13 protein-coding genes are annotated in these 13,545 nt (G+C 68.4%); 6 read left to right on the forward strand and 7 right to left on the reverse strand.

Translation table 11 applies throughout. From position 1 onward, the window contains the following. Positions 1 to 22 precede the first annotated feature (22 nt). Both CAL26_RS21980 and CAL26_RS21985 read left to right on the forward strand, forming a co-directional pair. Entirely contained in the window at positions 23 to 1,318 is a 1,296-nt protein-coding gene (locus CAL26_RS21980) for an NYN domain-containing protein (protein WP_094848835.1), read from the forward strand. A 68-nt stretch (positions 1,319 to 1,386) separates the two neighbouring features. Continuing rightward, complete coding sequence (locus tag CAL26_RS21985) at positions 1,387 to 1,950, forward strand: Dps family protein (RefSeq protein WP_094848836.1); 564 nt, start codon at positions 1,387 to 1,389, stop codon at positions 1,948 to 1,950. Between the two features lie 37 nt (positions 1,951 to 1,987). Here CAL26_RS21985 and CAL26_RS28740 read toward each other — a convergent pair whose 3' ends face one another. The 3 genes from CAL26_RS28740 to CAL26_RS22005 all read right to left on the reverse strand — a co-directional run bounded on the left by CAL26_RS28740 (position 1,988) and on the right by CAL26_RS22005 (position 5,140). Continuing rightward, positions 1,988 to 3,394, reverse strand: coding sequence for an RNA polymerase sigma factor (locus CAL26_RS28740; protein WP_256988560.1), 1,407 nt, complete (start codon positions 3,392 to 3,394; stop codon positions 1,988 to 1,990). A gap of 10 nt (positions 3,395 to 3,404) precedes the next feature. Continuing rightward, positions 3,405 to 3,758 carry a YciI family protein gene (locus tag CAL26_RS22000; protein WP_094848837.1) on the reverse strand — a complete coding sequence of 118 codons (354 nt, stop codon included), beginning with the start codon at positions 3,756 to 3,758 and terminating at the stop codon, positions 3,405 to 3,407. Positions 3,759 to 3,835: 77 nt separating this feature from the next. After that, the gene (locus CAL26_RS22005; protein ID WP_094848838.1) at positions 3,836 to 5,140 is read right to left on the reverse strand and encodes a methyl-accepting chemotaxis protein; all 1,305 of its coding nucleotides are present in this window, start codon (positions 5,138 to 5,140) and stop codon (positions 3,836 to 3,838) included. A gap of 210 nt (positions 5,141 to 5,350) precedes the next feature. On the opposite strand from CAL26_RS22005, the gene CAL26_RS22010 reads away from it, so the two are divergent. Further along, positions 5,351 to 5,803, forward strand: coding sequence for a hypothetical protein (locus tag CAL26_RS22010; RefSeq protein ID WP_094848839.1), 453 nt, complete (start codon positions 5,351 to 5,353; stop codon positions 5,801 to 5,803). Positions 5,804 to 5,825: 22 nt separating this feature from the next. Here CAL26_RS22010 and CAL26_RS22015 read toward each other — a convergent pair whose 3' ends face one another. After that, positions 5,826 to 6,716, reverse strand: a complete 891-nt coding sequence (locus CAL26_RS22015) for a ketopantoate reductase family protein (RefSeq protein WP_094848840.1) — start codon at positions 6,714 to 6,716, stop codon at positions 5,826 to 5,828. 303 nt (positions 6,717 to 7,019) lie between these two features. Between CAL26_RS22015 and CAL26_RS22020 the strand changes: the two genes are divergently transcribed. The 3 genes from CAL26_RS22020 (at position 7,020) to CAL26_RS22030 (ending at position 10,256) form a co-directional block, all read left to right on the forward strand. Beyond that, positions 7,020 to 8,285 carry a DUF445 domain-containing protein gene (locus CAL26_RS22020; protein WP_094848841.1) on the forward strand — a complete coding sequence of 422 codons (1,266 nt, stop codon included), beginning with the start codon at positions 7,020 to 7,022 and terminating at the stop codon, positions 8,283 to 8,285. A gap of 188 nt (positions 8,286 to 8,473) precedes the next feature. Then, entirely contained in the window at positions 8,474 to 8,992 is a 519-nt protein-coding gene (locus CAL26_RS22025) for a hypothetical protein (RefSeq protein WP_256988561.1), read from the forward strand. Between the two features lie 298 nt (positions 8,993 to 9,290). Continuing rightward, positions 9,291 to 10,256, forward strand: a complete 966-nt coding sequence (locus CAL26_RS22030; RefSeq protein ID WP_094848842.1) for an N-carbamoyl-D-amino-acid hydrolase — start codon at positions 9,291 to 9,293, stop codon at positions 10,254 to 10,256. Between the two features lie 57 nt (positions 10,257 to 10,313). On the opposite strand, the gene CAL26_RS22035 is transcribed toward CAL26_RS22030, so the two are convergent. The 3 genes from CAL26_RS22035 to CAL26_RS22045 all read right to left on the reverse strand — a co-directional run bounded on the left by CAL26_RS22035 (position 10,314) and on the right by CAL26_RS22045 (position 13,545). Continuing rightward, positions 10,314 to 11,624 (reverse strand): amidase, encoded by a 1,311-nt coding sequence (locus CAL26_RS22035; protein WP_094850018.1) that lies wholly within the window; start codon positions 11,622 to 11,624, stop codon positions 10,314 to 10,316. A gap of 15 nt (positions 11,625 to 11,639) precedes the next feature. After that, positions 11,640 to 12,617, reverse strand: coding sequence for an ABC transporter substrate-binding protein (locus tag CAL26_RS22040; RefSeq protein WP_094848843.1), 978 nt, complete (start codon positions 12,615 to 12,617; stop codon positions 11,640 to 11,642). Positions 12,618 to 12,678: 61 nt separating this feature from the next. Continuing rightward, complete coding sequence (locus CAL26_RS22045) at positions 12,679 to 13,545, reverse strand: ABC transporter permease (RefSeq protein WP_094848844.1); 867 nt, start codon at positions 13,543 to 13,545, stop codon at positions 12,679 to 12,681.

The raw sequence follows: 13,545 nt of genomic DNA on the forward strand, positions 1-13,545 counted from the left end.
TCAACAAGAAACAGGAAACTCGATGATTGCCTCCCACGACAACGTCAGCATGGCGCTGTTCTGCGATTTCGAAAACGTGGCGCTGGGCGTGCGTGACGCCCACTACGAAAAATTCGATATCCGCCTGGTGCTGGAACGCCTGCTGCTGAAAGGCAGCATCGTGATCAAGAAGGCGTATTGCGACTGGGATCGCTACAAGCCGTTCAAGGCGCCGATGCACGAGGCCAATTTCGAGCTGATCGAAATTCCCCACGTGCGGCAGTCCGGCAAGAACTCCGCCGACATCCGGCTGGTGGTCGATGCCCTGGACCTTTGCTATACGAAGTCGCACGTGAATACCTTCGTGATCATCAGCGGCGACTCGGATTTTTCACCGCTGGTGTCCAAGCTGCGCGAAAACGCCAAGCACGTGATCGGCGTCGGCGTGAAGCACTCCACCTCGGACCTGCTGATCGCCAATTGCGACGAGTTCATTTTCTATGACGACCTCGTGCGCGAAAACGCCCGCACGTCCGCGCGCGGCGCGAGCCGCGAAAGCACCAACGGGCGGCGCGGTGGCGGCGGCGACGATCGCCGGCGCAAGGAAGACGTCGAGGCGCGCAAGACGCAGGCCATCGATATCGCGGTCGAGACCTTCGAAGCCCTGATGGCCGAACGTGGCGACAGCGGCAAGATCTGGGCGTCGGCATTGAAGGACGCCATCAAGCGCCGCAAGCCGGACTTCAACGAGTCGTACTACGGATTCCGGGCCTTTGGCAATCTGCTGGAGGAAGCGCAGTCGCGCGGACTGCTGGACGTGGGACGCGACGAGAAGTCCGGCACCTACGTCTACCGCGCCAGCCTAGGCGGCGATGGCGTCCGCGACCTGCGCGAACCCACGATGAACGAAGGCCGCATGGCGCCGATGCTGCCGATGGCGGCGGAGACGTCGCTCGCCGCCCCGACCGAACAGGCACCCGCGGAGACCAGTGCGCCGGCGGCCCAGGACAAGCCCAAGCGGTCCAGCCGGCGGCGCACGCGATCCAGCGGCGGCGCGGCGGCCGATGTGCCGTCGGACATGAACGTGGTACGCGAGGACGCGGCCCCGGCAACCGAGGCGATCGAGGCGCCCGCGGCAATCGACGCGATCGAGGCAATCGAGGCAACCGCGCCGAGCAGGGCATCTTCGGCGAAGCGATCGACGGCGCCCGCCAACGACGCGCCGCCTGAAGCCGTGCAAGGCGAAGAGCCGGCCAAGCCCAAGGCCCGGGCCGCCCGCAAGACCCCCGCCCGTCCGCGCCGGCCACGCAAGACGACGCCCTCGACCGGCGAAACCTGAGCTAGACTGCCGCTTGTGCCCATCCAGCCGGATGGGATTCCCAAGACGGCTTCTCCCAGGTGATACCCATGAAGAAACCCGCAAGCAATAGCAAGAGCTCGACCAAGAAGAGCAGCCTCGAGAAGCGCCGCATGGCGCCTCTGGCCACGCCTTCGGATATCTCCGCCAACGGCACCCGCGACATCGCCGGCGCGATGAACCGCCTGTTGGCGGATGTGTTTGCGCTGTACCTGAAGACCAAGAACTTCCATTGGCACGTCAGCGGCCCGCACTTCCGCGACTATCACCTGCTGCTGGACGAGCAGGCCACCGAAATCTTCGCCATGACCGATCCGATCGCGGAACGCATCCGCAAGCTCGGCGGCTCGACCCTGAAGTCGATCGGGCACATCGCCCGTACCCAGCGCCTGCTGGATAACGACGCCGAATACGTGCAGCCGCTGGACATGCTGGCCGAACTGCAGGAAGACAACAAGAGCCTGACCAGCTTCATGCGGGAAGTGCATGACCTGTGCGACGAGCACCGCGATATCGCCACCGCCAGCCTGATCGAAAACTGGATCGACGAGACCGAACAGCGCACCTGGTTCCTGTTCGAAACCAGCCGCCGCGGCGACGCCACCGGCCATTGATGACGCGGGCATGGCGCGCGATGTGTGCGCCTGCCCCTCAATCGCCGGCGTCTTCCTCCAACGCCCGTGCCCGCGCCAGCAACATGTCGCGGTCGCGGGCGTTGCGCGTCATGGCGGCGGCTTGTTCGAAAGCCGCGCGCGCCTGGTGCCGTTGGCCCAGCCTGGCGAGCAGATCGCCGCGCACGCTGGGCAGCCAGGGGTAGCCGCGCAGGGCGGGATCGCCGTCCAGGGCCTCGACCAGCGGCAGGGCGGCCGCGGGGCCCCGCGCCATGCCGACCGCCACGGCGCGATTCAAGGCCACCACCGGCGATGGCGCGCGTTGCATGAGGGCGTCGTAAAGCGACACCATGCGCGGCCAGTCCGTGTCGGCCGCCGTGGCGGCGCGCGCATGGCAGGCCGCCAGCGCGGCTTGCAAGGCATAGGGCCCGAGCCGCCCGTCGACGCCGCCAAGGCCACCTTCGCCTCCTTGACAGCCTTGGCCGCCTTGGCTGCCTTGGCTGCCTTGGCTGCCTTGGCCGTCCTCTCCCCTATGCCCGTCTTCCCCGGGCGATGCCGCGCCACGCGCGGCCAGCGCCTCGGCCCGTGCCAGGGACGCCAGGCCGCCGCGCACCAGCTCGGCATCCCAGCGGCCGCGGTCCTGGTCCGCCAGCAGCACCGGCGCGCCCCGCTCGTCCACGCGCGCGGGCAGGCGCGAGGCCTGCAGTTCCATCAAGGCCACCAGGCCATGGACCTCGCTTTCTTCCGGCGCCAGGCCGGCCAGCAGGCGGCCCAGGCGGATCGCTTCGCGGCATAGCGCGGGCCGCATCCAATCGTCGCCGGCCGTCGCCGCATAACCTTCATTGAAGACCAGATAGATGACTTCCAGCACCGACTCCAGCCGCTCCGCGCGCAGGTGGGCGGGTGGGACCTCGAAAGGCACGCCCGCCTTGGACAGCGTCCGCTTGGCGCGCACGATGCGCTGCGCGATGGTCGGCTCGGGCACCAGGAACGCGCGGGCGATTTCGTCGGTGGCCAGCCCGCACAGCAGCCTGAGCGTCAGCGCCACGCGCGCGTCCCGCGACAGCACGGGATGGCAGGCGATGAAGATCAGCCGCAGCAGGTCGTCGCCGATGTCGTCCTGGCGCGCCGCGTCCAGGGCGTCGACGAAGTCCGGCTCCACGCCGGTCCCCAGGGCATCCATATCGTGCGCCAGCGCTTCGTGCTTGCGCGCGTGCAACGCGTCCTGGCGCAGGCGGTCCAGGGCGCGATGCTTCGCGGTGGTCATGAGCCAGGCGCCGGGATTGTCCGGCACGCCGGTGCGCGGCCAGTGCTCCAGCGCCGCCACCAGCGCGTCCTGCGCGTAGTCTTCGGCCAGGCCGACGTCGCGTACCAGCCGGGCCACGCCGGCGATCACCTTGGCGGCTTCCTGGCGCCATACGGTTTCGATGGCGGCCTGATGGCGCATGGCGGCGTCTTTACTCGAAGCAGGGCGCGGCGCGGCGGACCTCGACGGTGCACCAGGCCGCGGCCGGACAGCCGGCGGCGATGGCCAGGGCTTCCTCGCGCGTGTCGCAGTCGAGCAGGAAGAAGCCGCCGACCATTTCCTTGGCCTCGGCGAAGGGCCCGTCGGTCAGCCGCTGCCGGCCTTCGCGTACCTGCAGGCGCGTGCCTTCGCGGTCGTCGGCCAGCGATTCGGCGGCGAGCAGCTTGCCGCGCGCGTGCAGGTCCGCCGCATAGGCGCGCATCTGATCGTAGAGCTCGCGCCCTTCCGCTTCCGTGCGCTGGGCGCGCTGGCCGCGCGGCTCGACGATAAGCAGCATGTACGACATGAGTGTCTCCTCCGGGCGGGCGCGGGGCAGGCGCGATAGCGTGCAGGCATTGTATCTGCTGCCCCCGCCGCCGCGGGTCAACGCGCCGTCAGCGTATCCGTCACCGTGCCGAGGGTGCGCGACTGGGCCAGCGAGACATCGACGACTTCCGACATGATGCCGGTCACGCGCCGCGACGAGGCCACGATGTCCTCCATCGTGGCACCGGCCGATTGCACCAGCCCGGCGCCCTCTTCGATCTGCTGGACGGACGTCTGGATCAAGCCCTTGATCTCCTTGGCGGCGGACGCGCTGTGCTGCGCCAGGTTGCGGACTTCCGCCGCCACGACCGCGAAGCCCTTGCCGTGGCTGCCCGCGCGGGCGGCTTCGACGGCGGCGTTCAGTGCCAGGATGTTGGTCTGGAACGCCACGCCGTCCATGACGCCGATGATGTCGGCGATGCGGCGGGAGCTTTCCGTGATCGCGCCCATGGTGCGCACGACGTCGTGCACCGTGCGGCCGCCGGACTCCGCGACATTGGCGGCCTCAAGCGCCAATGTATGCGCCTGCGAGGCGCGGTCGGCATTGGCGGCCAGGCCCTGCACCGCCTCGCGCAATTGCTCCGCGGCAAGGACACGGCCGGTAATGTCGGAAGCGAACTTGACCACCTTGCAGGGCCTGCCTTCGCCGTCCAGGATGGGGTTGTAGCTGGCGTCGATCCAGACGTTGCGGCCGCCCTTGCCGACGCGCAGGTACTGGCCGGTGTCATGGACGCCCTGGCCCAGGCGCCGCCAGAATTCCCGATAGGCCGCCGACTGCCGCTCATCGGGCAGGACGAACATGCTGTGATGGCGTCCCACCACTTCGTTCTCGTCGTAGCCCATGGCATCCAGGAACAAACGATTCGCGCGGATGATGGTGCCATCGAGTTCGAATTCGATGATTGCCTGCACTTTCGAAATCGCGGCGAGCTGGCCCGCCGCGTCGTCGATACGGTGCTGTTCGGCGGTGGCTTCGCTGGCGATCTCGACGATCCTGGCCGGACGGCCGTGGCGGTCGCATATCGGAATACAGCTGGCCCGCAGCCAGATACAGGTCCCGTCGGCCGCCACGCGGCGGTAGCAGCCGGTTTGCGGAATGCCCTGCGCCAGGTCTTCCCAGAATTGCCGGTAGGCAGGCGTGGCGCTCTCGGCCGCGCCGGCCAGCATACTGTGATGGTGGCCCGCGATATCTTCGATCTCGTAGCCGAAGGCGGACAGATAGTTGGCATTGGCCCGCAGTATCTGCCCATCCATGTCGTATTCGATAACGGCAAGCGCCTGATGAAATGCCTCCAGTTCGCCCTCCGGGCCGCCCTCGTGGCGGCTGGCGCCGCGCAACTTGCCCGTGATGAAGCCCAACATTTTTTCCTCCCTTGAAACTGCTTGCGCGCACGCTCGCTTGTCCTTCGACGCGGCGCGTTGCACATGTCAAAACATTACCGTGCGATGGCACAGCGGTAAGGAAGATCAGCGGCCGATATGACGGCTTATTTCGCGTTTGTTGCGGCACCTTTCCTGTCCACAATACCGCCACGTACCCGCCCGTCCGGGCGGTTGGCGACATGGGTCACGATGATGATGCTCAGCCGTACTTCGCACGTTGCGCCTTACCCCCTGGTGTCCAGGGGATTCCTGCGTTTGCTCGCCGGCCTGGGAGGTTGCGTGCTGGCAGGCGCGGTGCTGGGCTGGCCCGGCGACGCCCGGGCCGACACGCGCACGGATATGCCGCCGGCGGGAAGTCTTGCCGCACTGCGGCAGAAGATGGTGCCGGCAAACGTGCAGCAGTGCCGCTCGCTGCTGCAGCGCAAGCCGCAGCTCGATCCCTATGCTCCCAGGTCGTCCGGCGCATGGGACGGCTATTGCTCATGCGTGGGCCAGGCCTATGTGAGCAACATGCCGGACAACGTCGTGCTGGCGTTCGCGTCCGGCAAGCTGCCGCAGGACCGCGGCGACCAGGCCGCGCGCATGCGCGCGGCGGCCGTCAGCCTGGATGCCGCGCGGGCCCGCTGCGCGGCGGTCCGCTGAGGCGATCGCGCCGGAACCGGCGCTACGGCCGGCCTTCCAGCAGCTTCACCATCGCATGCAGGACGCGGTTGACCGGCGTGGCGATGGCGCGCTCGCGGCCCTTGCGTTCGATATAGCCGTTCAGGTAATCGATTTCCGTCGCCTTGCCGCGCATCAGGTCCTGCGCCGTGGAAGAGAATTGCGTCGGCATGGTCTCGACGATCTTCAGGACGGCGGCCCAGCTGTCGCCCGGGACCTCGACGCCTTCGGCCTGCGCCACGGCCAGGCATTCATGCACGACGTCGCGCATGACCTGCTGGATGCCCTGGCCCGCGTACAGCTCGCCGTAGGGCATGCGCGCGATGGCCGACAGGGCGTTGTAGGCGCAGTTGACGATGAGCTTGGCCCACAGTGCGCCGATGACGTTGTCGGAAATCTCCACCGGCACGCCGGCGGCCGCGCAGGCGTCGGCGTAGCGGCGGCTGCCCGCCGATGGGCCGATGACCAGTTCGCCGCGCCCGTGGTGCTTGACGTGGCCCGGGCCGGCCATTTCCGTGGCGACGTAGACGACCGCGGGGACCACGGTCTGCGGTAGCAGGGTCTGCAGGCGCTCGGCATTGTCGACGCCATTCTGCAGGCTCAGCACCAGGGTGTCGGCGCCCAGATGCGGCGCCAGCGAGCGTCCCGCGCTTTCGGTGTCGGCGGATTTGACGCAGAACAGCACGACGTCGGCGCCGCGCGCCATATCCGGCCCGGTGCCGGCCCGCATGGGAATGTGTTCCTGGAAGGTCTTGGCCTCCAGGAACAGGCCTTGCGCGAGCACGGCCTCGACATGCGCGGGCCGGCCGATCAAGGCGACTTCGTGTCCGGCGCGGGCCAGCATGCCTCCGAAATAGCAACCGACCGCGCCGGCGCCCATGACCGCGACTTTCATGCGTATCTCCTTCGATGTCGAGCCGCCCGCGCGAGCGCGGGACCGCTGCTTGCAAACGATCCGCAAACGGGCGGCAAACAGGCTGCAAACAGGCTGCAAACGCGAACCCGGGGCGCACCCGGATCGCGCCGCGCCGTTGATGGTAGATACTAACCGTCTTTGACCAACGCGGCCCGCGCGGGCCCCGCCACTGCCGGCGGATCCGCGCCGACCGCCCGGAGGTTCATCGCTGCCCGCCGATCCTCCCCAACCCATGGAGCCCCCTCGTTGCCGACCGACCCTCGCCGTACCTCCCTGCGCCGCATGAAGACCTGGGCCCTGGCGTCGCTGCTGGCGACGTTGGCGGGAGTGGGCGTCAGTTACGCCATGGGTGGGCAGGGATTATGGGCGTGGGTGCGCGCCTTCTGCGAAGCGGCGACGATAGGCGCGCTGGCCGATTGGTTCGCCGTGGTGGCGCTGTTTCGCCGGCCGCTGGGGCTGCCCATTCCGCACACCGCCATCATTCCCTCCAACAAGGCGCGCATCGCGGACAATCTGTCCGTCTTCGTGCGCGATCATTTCCTCGATCCCGTGTCGCTGCTGGAACGGCTGCGCGTGTTCGACCCGGCGACCCGGCTGGGACAGTGGCTGAGCGACCCGCGCCAGGCCCGCGTGGTGGCGGGCACGGCGCGCGCCTGGGCCTTGCGCGCGATGGACCTGCTGGACGAACAGGCGGTGCGGGAAGGCATCCACGGCTTCGTGGTGGGCAAGCTGCGCGCATGGAACGCCGCGCAGACGGCCGGCGAGCTGTTCGAGCTGCTGGCGCGCGACGGGCGCCATCACGCCCTGCTGGACGAGGCGCTCAACCGGCTGGCGGCCTACCTGGAGGGCGAACAGGTCAAGGAGCGCGCATCGGCGCTGATGGTCAAGTATGCGCGCAAGGAATGGCCGCGCATGGCCAAGGCGCTGAACCTGGTGCGGCCGGTGGACGATATCGCCGACACGCTGGCCGACCGGCTGGCGCGCGCGCTGCTGGATGAACTGCGCGACGTGCTGGCGCAGCCCGACCATCCGCTGCGGCGCGACTACGAGGCCTGGCTGGGCGGCTACGTCACGCGGCTGCGCGACGATCCGGGCCTGCAGGCGCAGGTGGAACAGATCAAGGAGCGCATCATCGGTCACGAGCAGGTGCGGGCCTACGTGCAGGGCATCTGGGACGAGGTGCGCGACGCCCTGCGGCGCGACCTGTCCAGCAACGATTCGGCGCTGGGCCGCCATCTGGAACAGACGCTGAGCGCGCTGGGGCGCAACCTGGCGGCCGAACCGGCCTTGCGCGACGCCATCAACCAGCATGTGCTGGCCGGCGCGGAACGCCTGGCCGCGGGCTTGCGCCAGGGCATCACGGACCATATCGCGCAGACGGTCCGCACATGGGACGAGCGCCAGTTCGTCGATGAGCTGGAGCTGAGCATCGGCCGCGATCTGCAGTACATCCGCTTCAACGGCATGCTGGTGGGCGGCCTGATCGGCCTGGCGCTGCATGCCTGCGTGTGGGCGGCGACCGCGGCCGGGATTTTCACGGCGGCGTAAGCGGCCGGGATCACGGCCGGGTTGCGGCCTGGGTCGCGGCGCGGGCCGCGGCCGTAGCCACGCGGCCGTGGAACTGGCGGCGCGGGCGCGTTAAGCTGTGGCGACGAGCCGGTCCGCGCCGGCTGGCAGTATCACCGGCCTGCCGCCCCGCCATCGGCGCGGGCGGCGGCAATTCGCAGGAATCCGCCATGGACCATCCTCTCCCGTCCGCCCTCCGCCGCCACGCCGGCGCCTTGCTGTTGCTGGCGACCGGCCTGCTGGCGGGCTGCGCCAACATCGCCGCGACACCCGCCGGCACGCCGCTGGCCGATATGGAATCCCGATACGGCACGCCCTCCTACACCTGCACCCGTCCGGACGGCGCGCGCCGCGTGGTCTGGTCGCAGCTGCCGTCGGGCAGCTACGCCTGGGGAACCGACCTGGACGCCCAGGGCCGCGCGGTGCGCATGCAAGCCCTGATGTCGCCGGAGCACTTCGCGCTGCTGCGCCAGGGCGACTGGACGCCCGAGGCGGTACGCTGCGAATTCGGCCCGCCGGGACGGGTGGGCGCGGTCGGACTGGGCGAGAAGCATGAGGTCGTCTGGTCGTATTACTACGTGCTGGACGACCGCTGGCATTCGGTCATGTACGTGTACCTGGGGCCGAAGGGCGACAAGGTCACCCATTACCACTCCGGCCCCGACCAGCGCTACCAGCGCAGCGAATAGGCGGCGCGGAGCGCCGCATCGCTGCCCCGTGGCGCGACATCATCGAGATTTGTGCCACGGCTATAAGGCCGCGTTATGGGCGCCGCCCTTCCCGGCCCGACGCCTGGCCTGAAACTTCTTTCGCATCAAGGGCTTGCACGCCGGCGCGCGATGCTGCACCGCAGCTGCGCGCGGGGCCGGGCGGGTTTCGCCCGCCGCCGCCTTCGCGCATCATGCGCACATTCCCCGCGTAGCGGATTTCACGCGCGGCGCGCGTTGGCGCCGCGTCCAGCTTGCGTTCATTCCCGGAGTTCCTCCCATGCCCCACACTTCCCGCGCTCGTAAATTCGGATTGGCCGTGGCCCAGATGGGCCCGGTGCACCTGGCCGACTCCCGCCAGGCAGTCGTGAAGCGGCTGGTGGAGATGCTGCGTGAAGCCGCGGCCCGCCAGGCGACCTTCGTGGTGTTTCCCGAACTGGCCCTGACCACCTTCTTCCCGCGCTACTGGATGACGGAAGAAGAAGCGGTGGAACGCTACTTCGAACGCGCCATGCCCAATGCCGACGTGCAGCCGCTGTTCGACGCCGCGCGCGAACTCGGCGTGGGCTTCTACCTGGGCTATGCCGAACTGACCGCCGAAGGCCGCCGCTTCAACACGGCCGTGCTGGTCGACCGCAGCGCCAAGGTGGTGGGCAAATACCGCAAGGTGCATCTGCCCGGCCACGACGACCACAAGCCGGATGCGCCCTTCCAGCACCTGGAAAAGAAATTCTTCGAAGTCGGCAACCTGGGTTTCCCGGTATGGAATACGCAGGACATCAACGTCGGCATGTGCATCTGCAACGACCGCCGCTGGCCGGAGACCTGGCGCGCCATGTCGCTGCAGAGCGCCGAGCTGATCGTGCTGGGGTACAACACGCCGTCGTGGAACATCCACTGGACCGAGCCGGTGCACCTGCGCACTTTCCACCATGAAATCGTGCTGCAGGCCAGCGCCTACCAGAACGCCGTGTGGATAGGCGCGGCCGCCAAGTGCGGGTCGGAGGACGGCTTCCACATGATCGGCAGCTCCATGATCGTCGCGCCTTCCGGCGAGATCGTGGCGCGCGCCAGCGGCGAGGACGACGAAGTCATCACCGCGCAGATCGACCTGGACCTGGGCGCGACCTTCCGCCAGCACGTGTTCAACTTCGCCAAGCATCGCAGCCCGGAGCAATACCGCCTGATCGTCGAACGCACCGGCGCCGGCGAACCGCTGCCGCTGCCGCCCGAAGCGCGCGGTTGATGGCGCGCGGGTGATGAAGGCGGTGATGGCGCGCGGCCCGCGCCGGCCGCCGCGCCCTCAGGCCGTTTGACCCAGGACGCTCTCCACCCACTTGGCCACGCGCAGCGTGGCGATATCGCGTCCGAACGTGCCCACCAGCTGCACGCCCAGGGGCAGGCCGCGCGCGGAGCGCCCGGCCGGCACCGACAGGGCGGGAAAGCCCAGGAATGTCCAGGGGGCGCACCACGACGCGTCGCCGGTATCGTCCAGCCCCAGGGGCGCTTCGCCCGACGCAGGAACGGTCAGCACGGCGTCATAGCCCGACAGCCGCGTGGACAGGGCCGCGCGCAGCTCGCGCTGCGTCCGCCGCGCCCGCACGTAGTCGGCGCGCGCGATGTCGCGCGACGTGTCGACCAGGCCCTTGAGACGCGCGCTGGCGCGATCCGGGTAGCGCGCCACCAGGTCGCCGTAGATATCCAGCGCCTCGAAACCGAGTATCTGCTGCAGCGGCCACAGCGTCGGCGCGCCGATTTCAGGCAGCACGACTTCTTCCACCGACGCGCCCGCACGCCGCAGTGTTGCCGCCACCTGTTCCAGCAGCGCCTTCTGCTGCGCGTCCACCTTGTCCCAGCCGGGCGCGCAGACGACCGCCAGCGCGGGCGCGGGCAAGGGATCCAGCCCGCCTTGGGGATCCAGGCGGAACGCCGCCAGGTCCGTGCCGTCGGCCAGGGTGTAGCCGGGATCGCCCAGGCACGCCAAGGCATAGGCGATGTCGTCGACGCAGCGGGCCATGAAGCCGACGTGGTCCAGCGAACCGGACAGGGGATGCACGCCTTCGCGCGGCACGGCGCCGAAGCTGGCCTTGAAACCGACCACGCCGCAATATGCCGCGGGCCGCACGACGGAGCCCATCGTCTGGGTGCCCAGCGCCAGCGGCACGATGCCCGCGGCGACCGCCGCGGCCGAGCCGCTGGACGAACCGCCCGGCGTGTGGGCCGGATTCCAGGGATTGACGGTGGCGCCGGGGTGACGGAAAGCAAACTCCGTGGTCACGGTCTTGCCAAACACCGTACCGCCCAGGCGCTTGATGGCCGACACCACGGCCGCATCCTCCATGGGCACGTGATCGGCGAACATCGCCGACCCGTTGGTGGTGCGCAAACCCGCCGTGGCGATGATGTCCTTCACGCCGACGGGAATGCCGGCCAGCGGCCCTTGGGTCGCGGCTTTCAGGTCCGCCGCGGGCACGCGGGTGACGAAAGCCTTGAGCCACGGCTCGCATTCGTCGGCACGCGCGGCGCAGGCGCGCAGGTAGTCGTCACGGTCGAGCGTGCCCGCCGCGAAGCCACGCAGGGCCTCGAGCAGGCCGGGCAGTTCAGTTGGCGTCATGTTCATCGTGTCGGCCTATTGGGGCAGCGCCAGCGCTTTCTTCACGTACGTCGGTACGACGAAGGTCGCATAGTCGGGCTGGGCCTTCAGGTTGCCCAGGGCGATCTGCGTATCCATGCCGGTCTTGAAGGCTTCCGCCGACGTTTCCACGCTCTTGGGATAGACGTTGTCCGCCAGCATGCGGTTGACGGCATTCGTCACCACCTTGGGATCCAGCGTGGGGAATTCCTTCAAGGCGATCTGCAGCGTCTGATCGTGGTTCTTCTGCATGAAGCGCAGGGCCAGTTCCATGCCGTTCACCAGGCGCTGGGCGGCATCCGGATCGACGTCCGACCGCGCGGTCACCGACGAGAACGCGTACGCACCGTACTGCTTGGGAAAGCCCAGCACCACCTTCATGCCCTGGGCGGCCACCTGGTCCAGCCCCGGCTCGTACAGCACCGCCACCTTGGCCTGCCCGCCCAGGAACGGGCCCGCCTCGGATCCCGTCTGCACCTGGATCATGTCGACGTCCTTGTCCGGATTCATGCCGTTCTCCTTCAGCAGCTTCATGAAGAGAGACGTGCTGGTGGTGGGCATCAATCCCGTCACCACCTTCTGCCCTTTCAGGCTCTTGACACCATCGTAGTGGAAGTCTGGCGTCGTCGCGATATAGACCGCGGCGCCGTTGACCACGTTGCTGATGATGCCGACCTTGGCGCCCTTGGACGCGGCGATGGCGGTCCATTCCGGTCCGTGCACCGAGAATTGCGCGCTGCCGGACAGCACCGCGGACAGGGCCGCGGTGGGCGACCCGGCGTTCTCCTTGGTGACGTCCAGGCCCTGCTGCTTGAAGAACCCCTGGTCGATGGCGACGTACAAGGGCAGGTACAGCATGGACTGGAATGCCTGCGTGACCGTCACCTTCTTGGCTTGTGCCCAGGCCGGGACCGTGGCGACGGCCAGCGAAGCGGCGACGAACAGCGACGCCAGGCTACTCTTGGAAAAGCGCATGACTTGCAACCTCCGAATGGGAACATGAGAAGCGCCGCGGACGCGGCGCGCGAAACCCGGGCTACACCTGGATGTGCGGCCTGCCGTCATCGAGCTTCCACGGCAGGAGATTGCGCTCCAGCGCATCGATGGCGTGGTACAGCAGGAAGCCCACCAGCATCAGGACGAACAGGCCGACCCACACCGAGTTCAGGTCGTACAGGCTCGACGCCGTGTAGATGAGATGGCCCAGTCCGTACTTCGACGAAATGAATTCGCCCACCACGGCCCCGACCAGGCCCAGGCCGATATTGATGCGGAAGTTGGCGATGATGGCCGGCAGCGCGGACGGCACCACCACGCCGTGGAAGATCTGGTGCTTGCTGCCGCCCATGGAATACAGCAGGGCCTGCAGGTCCTTGTCGGCGTCCTTGGCGGCCTGGTAGGCCGCGATCAGCGCGACCACCGCGGTCATGGACACCACCAGCGCCACCTTGGACAGCAGGCCGGTGCCGAACCACAGCAGCACGATGGGCGCCAGGGCGATCTTGGGCACGCTGTTGATCGCGACGATGAAGGGCTCCACCAACCGGGCGACGAACACCGAATACCACATCGCCAGGCCCAGGACGGAGCCGATCGCGGTGCCGGCCACGAAGCCCAGCAGGGCCTCGAACAGGGTGTAGCCGGTATCCCAGAGCAGCGAACCGTCCATCAGGTTCTTGACGAAGATGGCCCAGATGCCGCTCGGCTTGCCGACCAGGAACTCCGAGATCCAGCCCGCGCGCACGCCGGCTTCCCACACCAGGAAGAAAACCATGACAGCCAGCAGCTGCAGCCCGAACCGGCCGGCGGCGGTATCGAAGACACGGCGCCGGCGCACCGGCACGGACGGCGTCCCGTCAAGCGGCTGGAGGGCCGCGTCGGCCCGTTGAGGTATCGATGACAT

This window comes from Bordetella genomosp. 9, assembly GCF_002261425.1.
In the GTDB taxonomy this organism is placed as follows: Bacteria; Pseudomonadota; Gammaproteobacteria; order Burkholderiales; family Burkholderiaceae_B; genus Bordetella_C.

Excerpts from the sequence above, each read along its gene's own strand:
- CAL26_RS21980 (WP_094848835.1), top strand. The coding sequence starts at position 23 with ATGATTGCCTCCCACGACAACGTCAGCATGGCGCTGTTCTGCGATTTC.
- CAL26_RS22005 (WP_094848838.1), bottom strand. The coding sequence starts at position 5,140 with ATGTTGGGCTTCATCACGGGCAAGTTGCGCGGCGCCAGCCGCCACGAG.
- CAL26_RS22040 (WP_094848843.1), bottom strand. The coding sequence starts at position 12,617 with ATGCGCTTTTCCAAGAGTAGCCTGGCGTCGCTGTTCGTCGCCGCTTCG.
- CAL26_RS22035 (WP_094850018.1), bottom strand. The coding sequence starts at position 11,624 with ATGACGCCAACTGAACTGCCCGGCCTGCTCGAGGCCCTGCGTGGCTTC.
- CAL26_RS22025 (WP_256988561.1), top strand. The coding sequence starts at position 8,474 with ATGGACCATCCTCTCCCGTCCGCCCTCCGCCGCCACGCCGGCGCCTTG.
- CAL26_RS28740 (WP_256988560.1), bottom strand. The coding sequence starts at position 3,394 with ATGCGCCATCAGGCCGCCATCGAAACCGTATGGCGCCAGGAAGCCGCC.
- CAL26_RS22000 (WP_094848837.1), bottom strand. The coding sequence starts at position 3,758 with ATGTCGTACATGCTGCTTATCGTCGAGCCGCGCGGCCAGCGCGCCCAG.
- CAL26_RS22045 (WP_094848844.1), bottom strand. The coding sequence starts at position 13,545 with ATGTCATCGATACCTCAACGGGCCGACGCGGCCCTCCAGCCGCTTGAC.
- CAL26_RS22030 (WP_094848842.1), top strand. The coding sequence starts at position 9,291 with ATGCCCCACACTTCCCGCGCTCGTAAATTCGGATTGGCCGTGGCCCAG.
- CAL26_RS21985 (WP_094848836.1), top strand. The coding sequence starts at position 1,387 with ATGAAGAAACCCGCAAGCAATAGCAAGAGCTCGACCAAGAAGAGCAGC.
- CAL26_RS22015 (WP_094848840.1), bottom strand. The coding sequence starts at position 6,716 with ATGAAAGTCGCGGTCATGGGCGCCGGCGCGGTCGGTTGCTATTTCGGA.
- CAL26_RS22020 (WP_094848841.1), top strand. The coding sequence starts at position 7,020 with ATGAAGACCTGGGCCCTGGCGTCGCTGCTGGCGACGTTGGCGGGAGTG.
- CAL26_RS22010 (WP_094848839.1), top strand. The coding sequence starts at position 5,351 with ATGATGATGCTCAGCCGTACTTCGCACGTTGCGCCTTACCCCCTGGTG.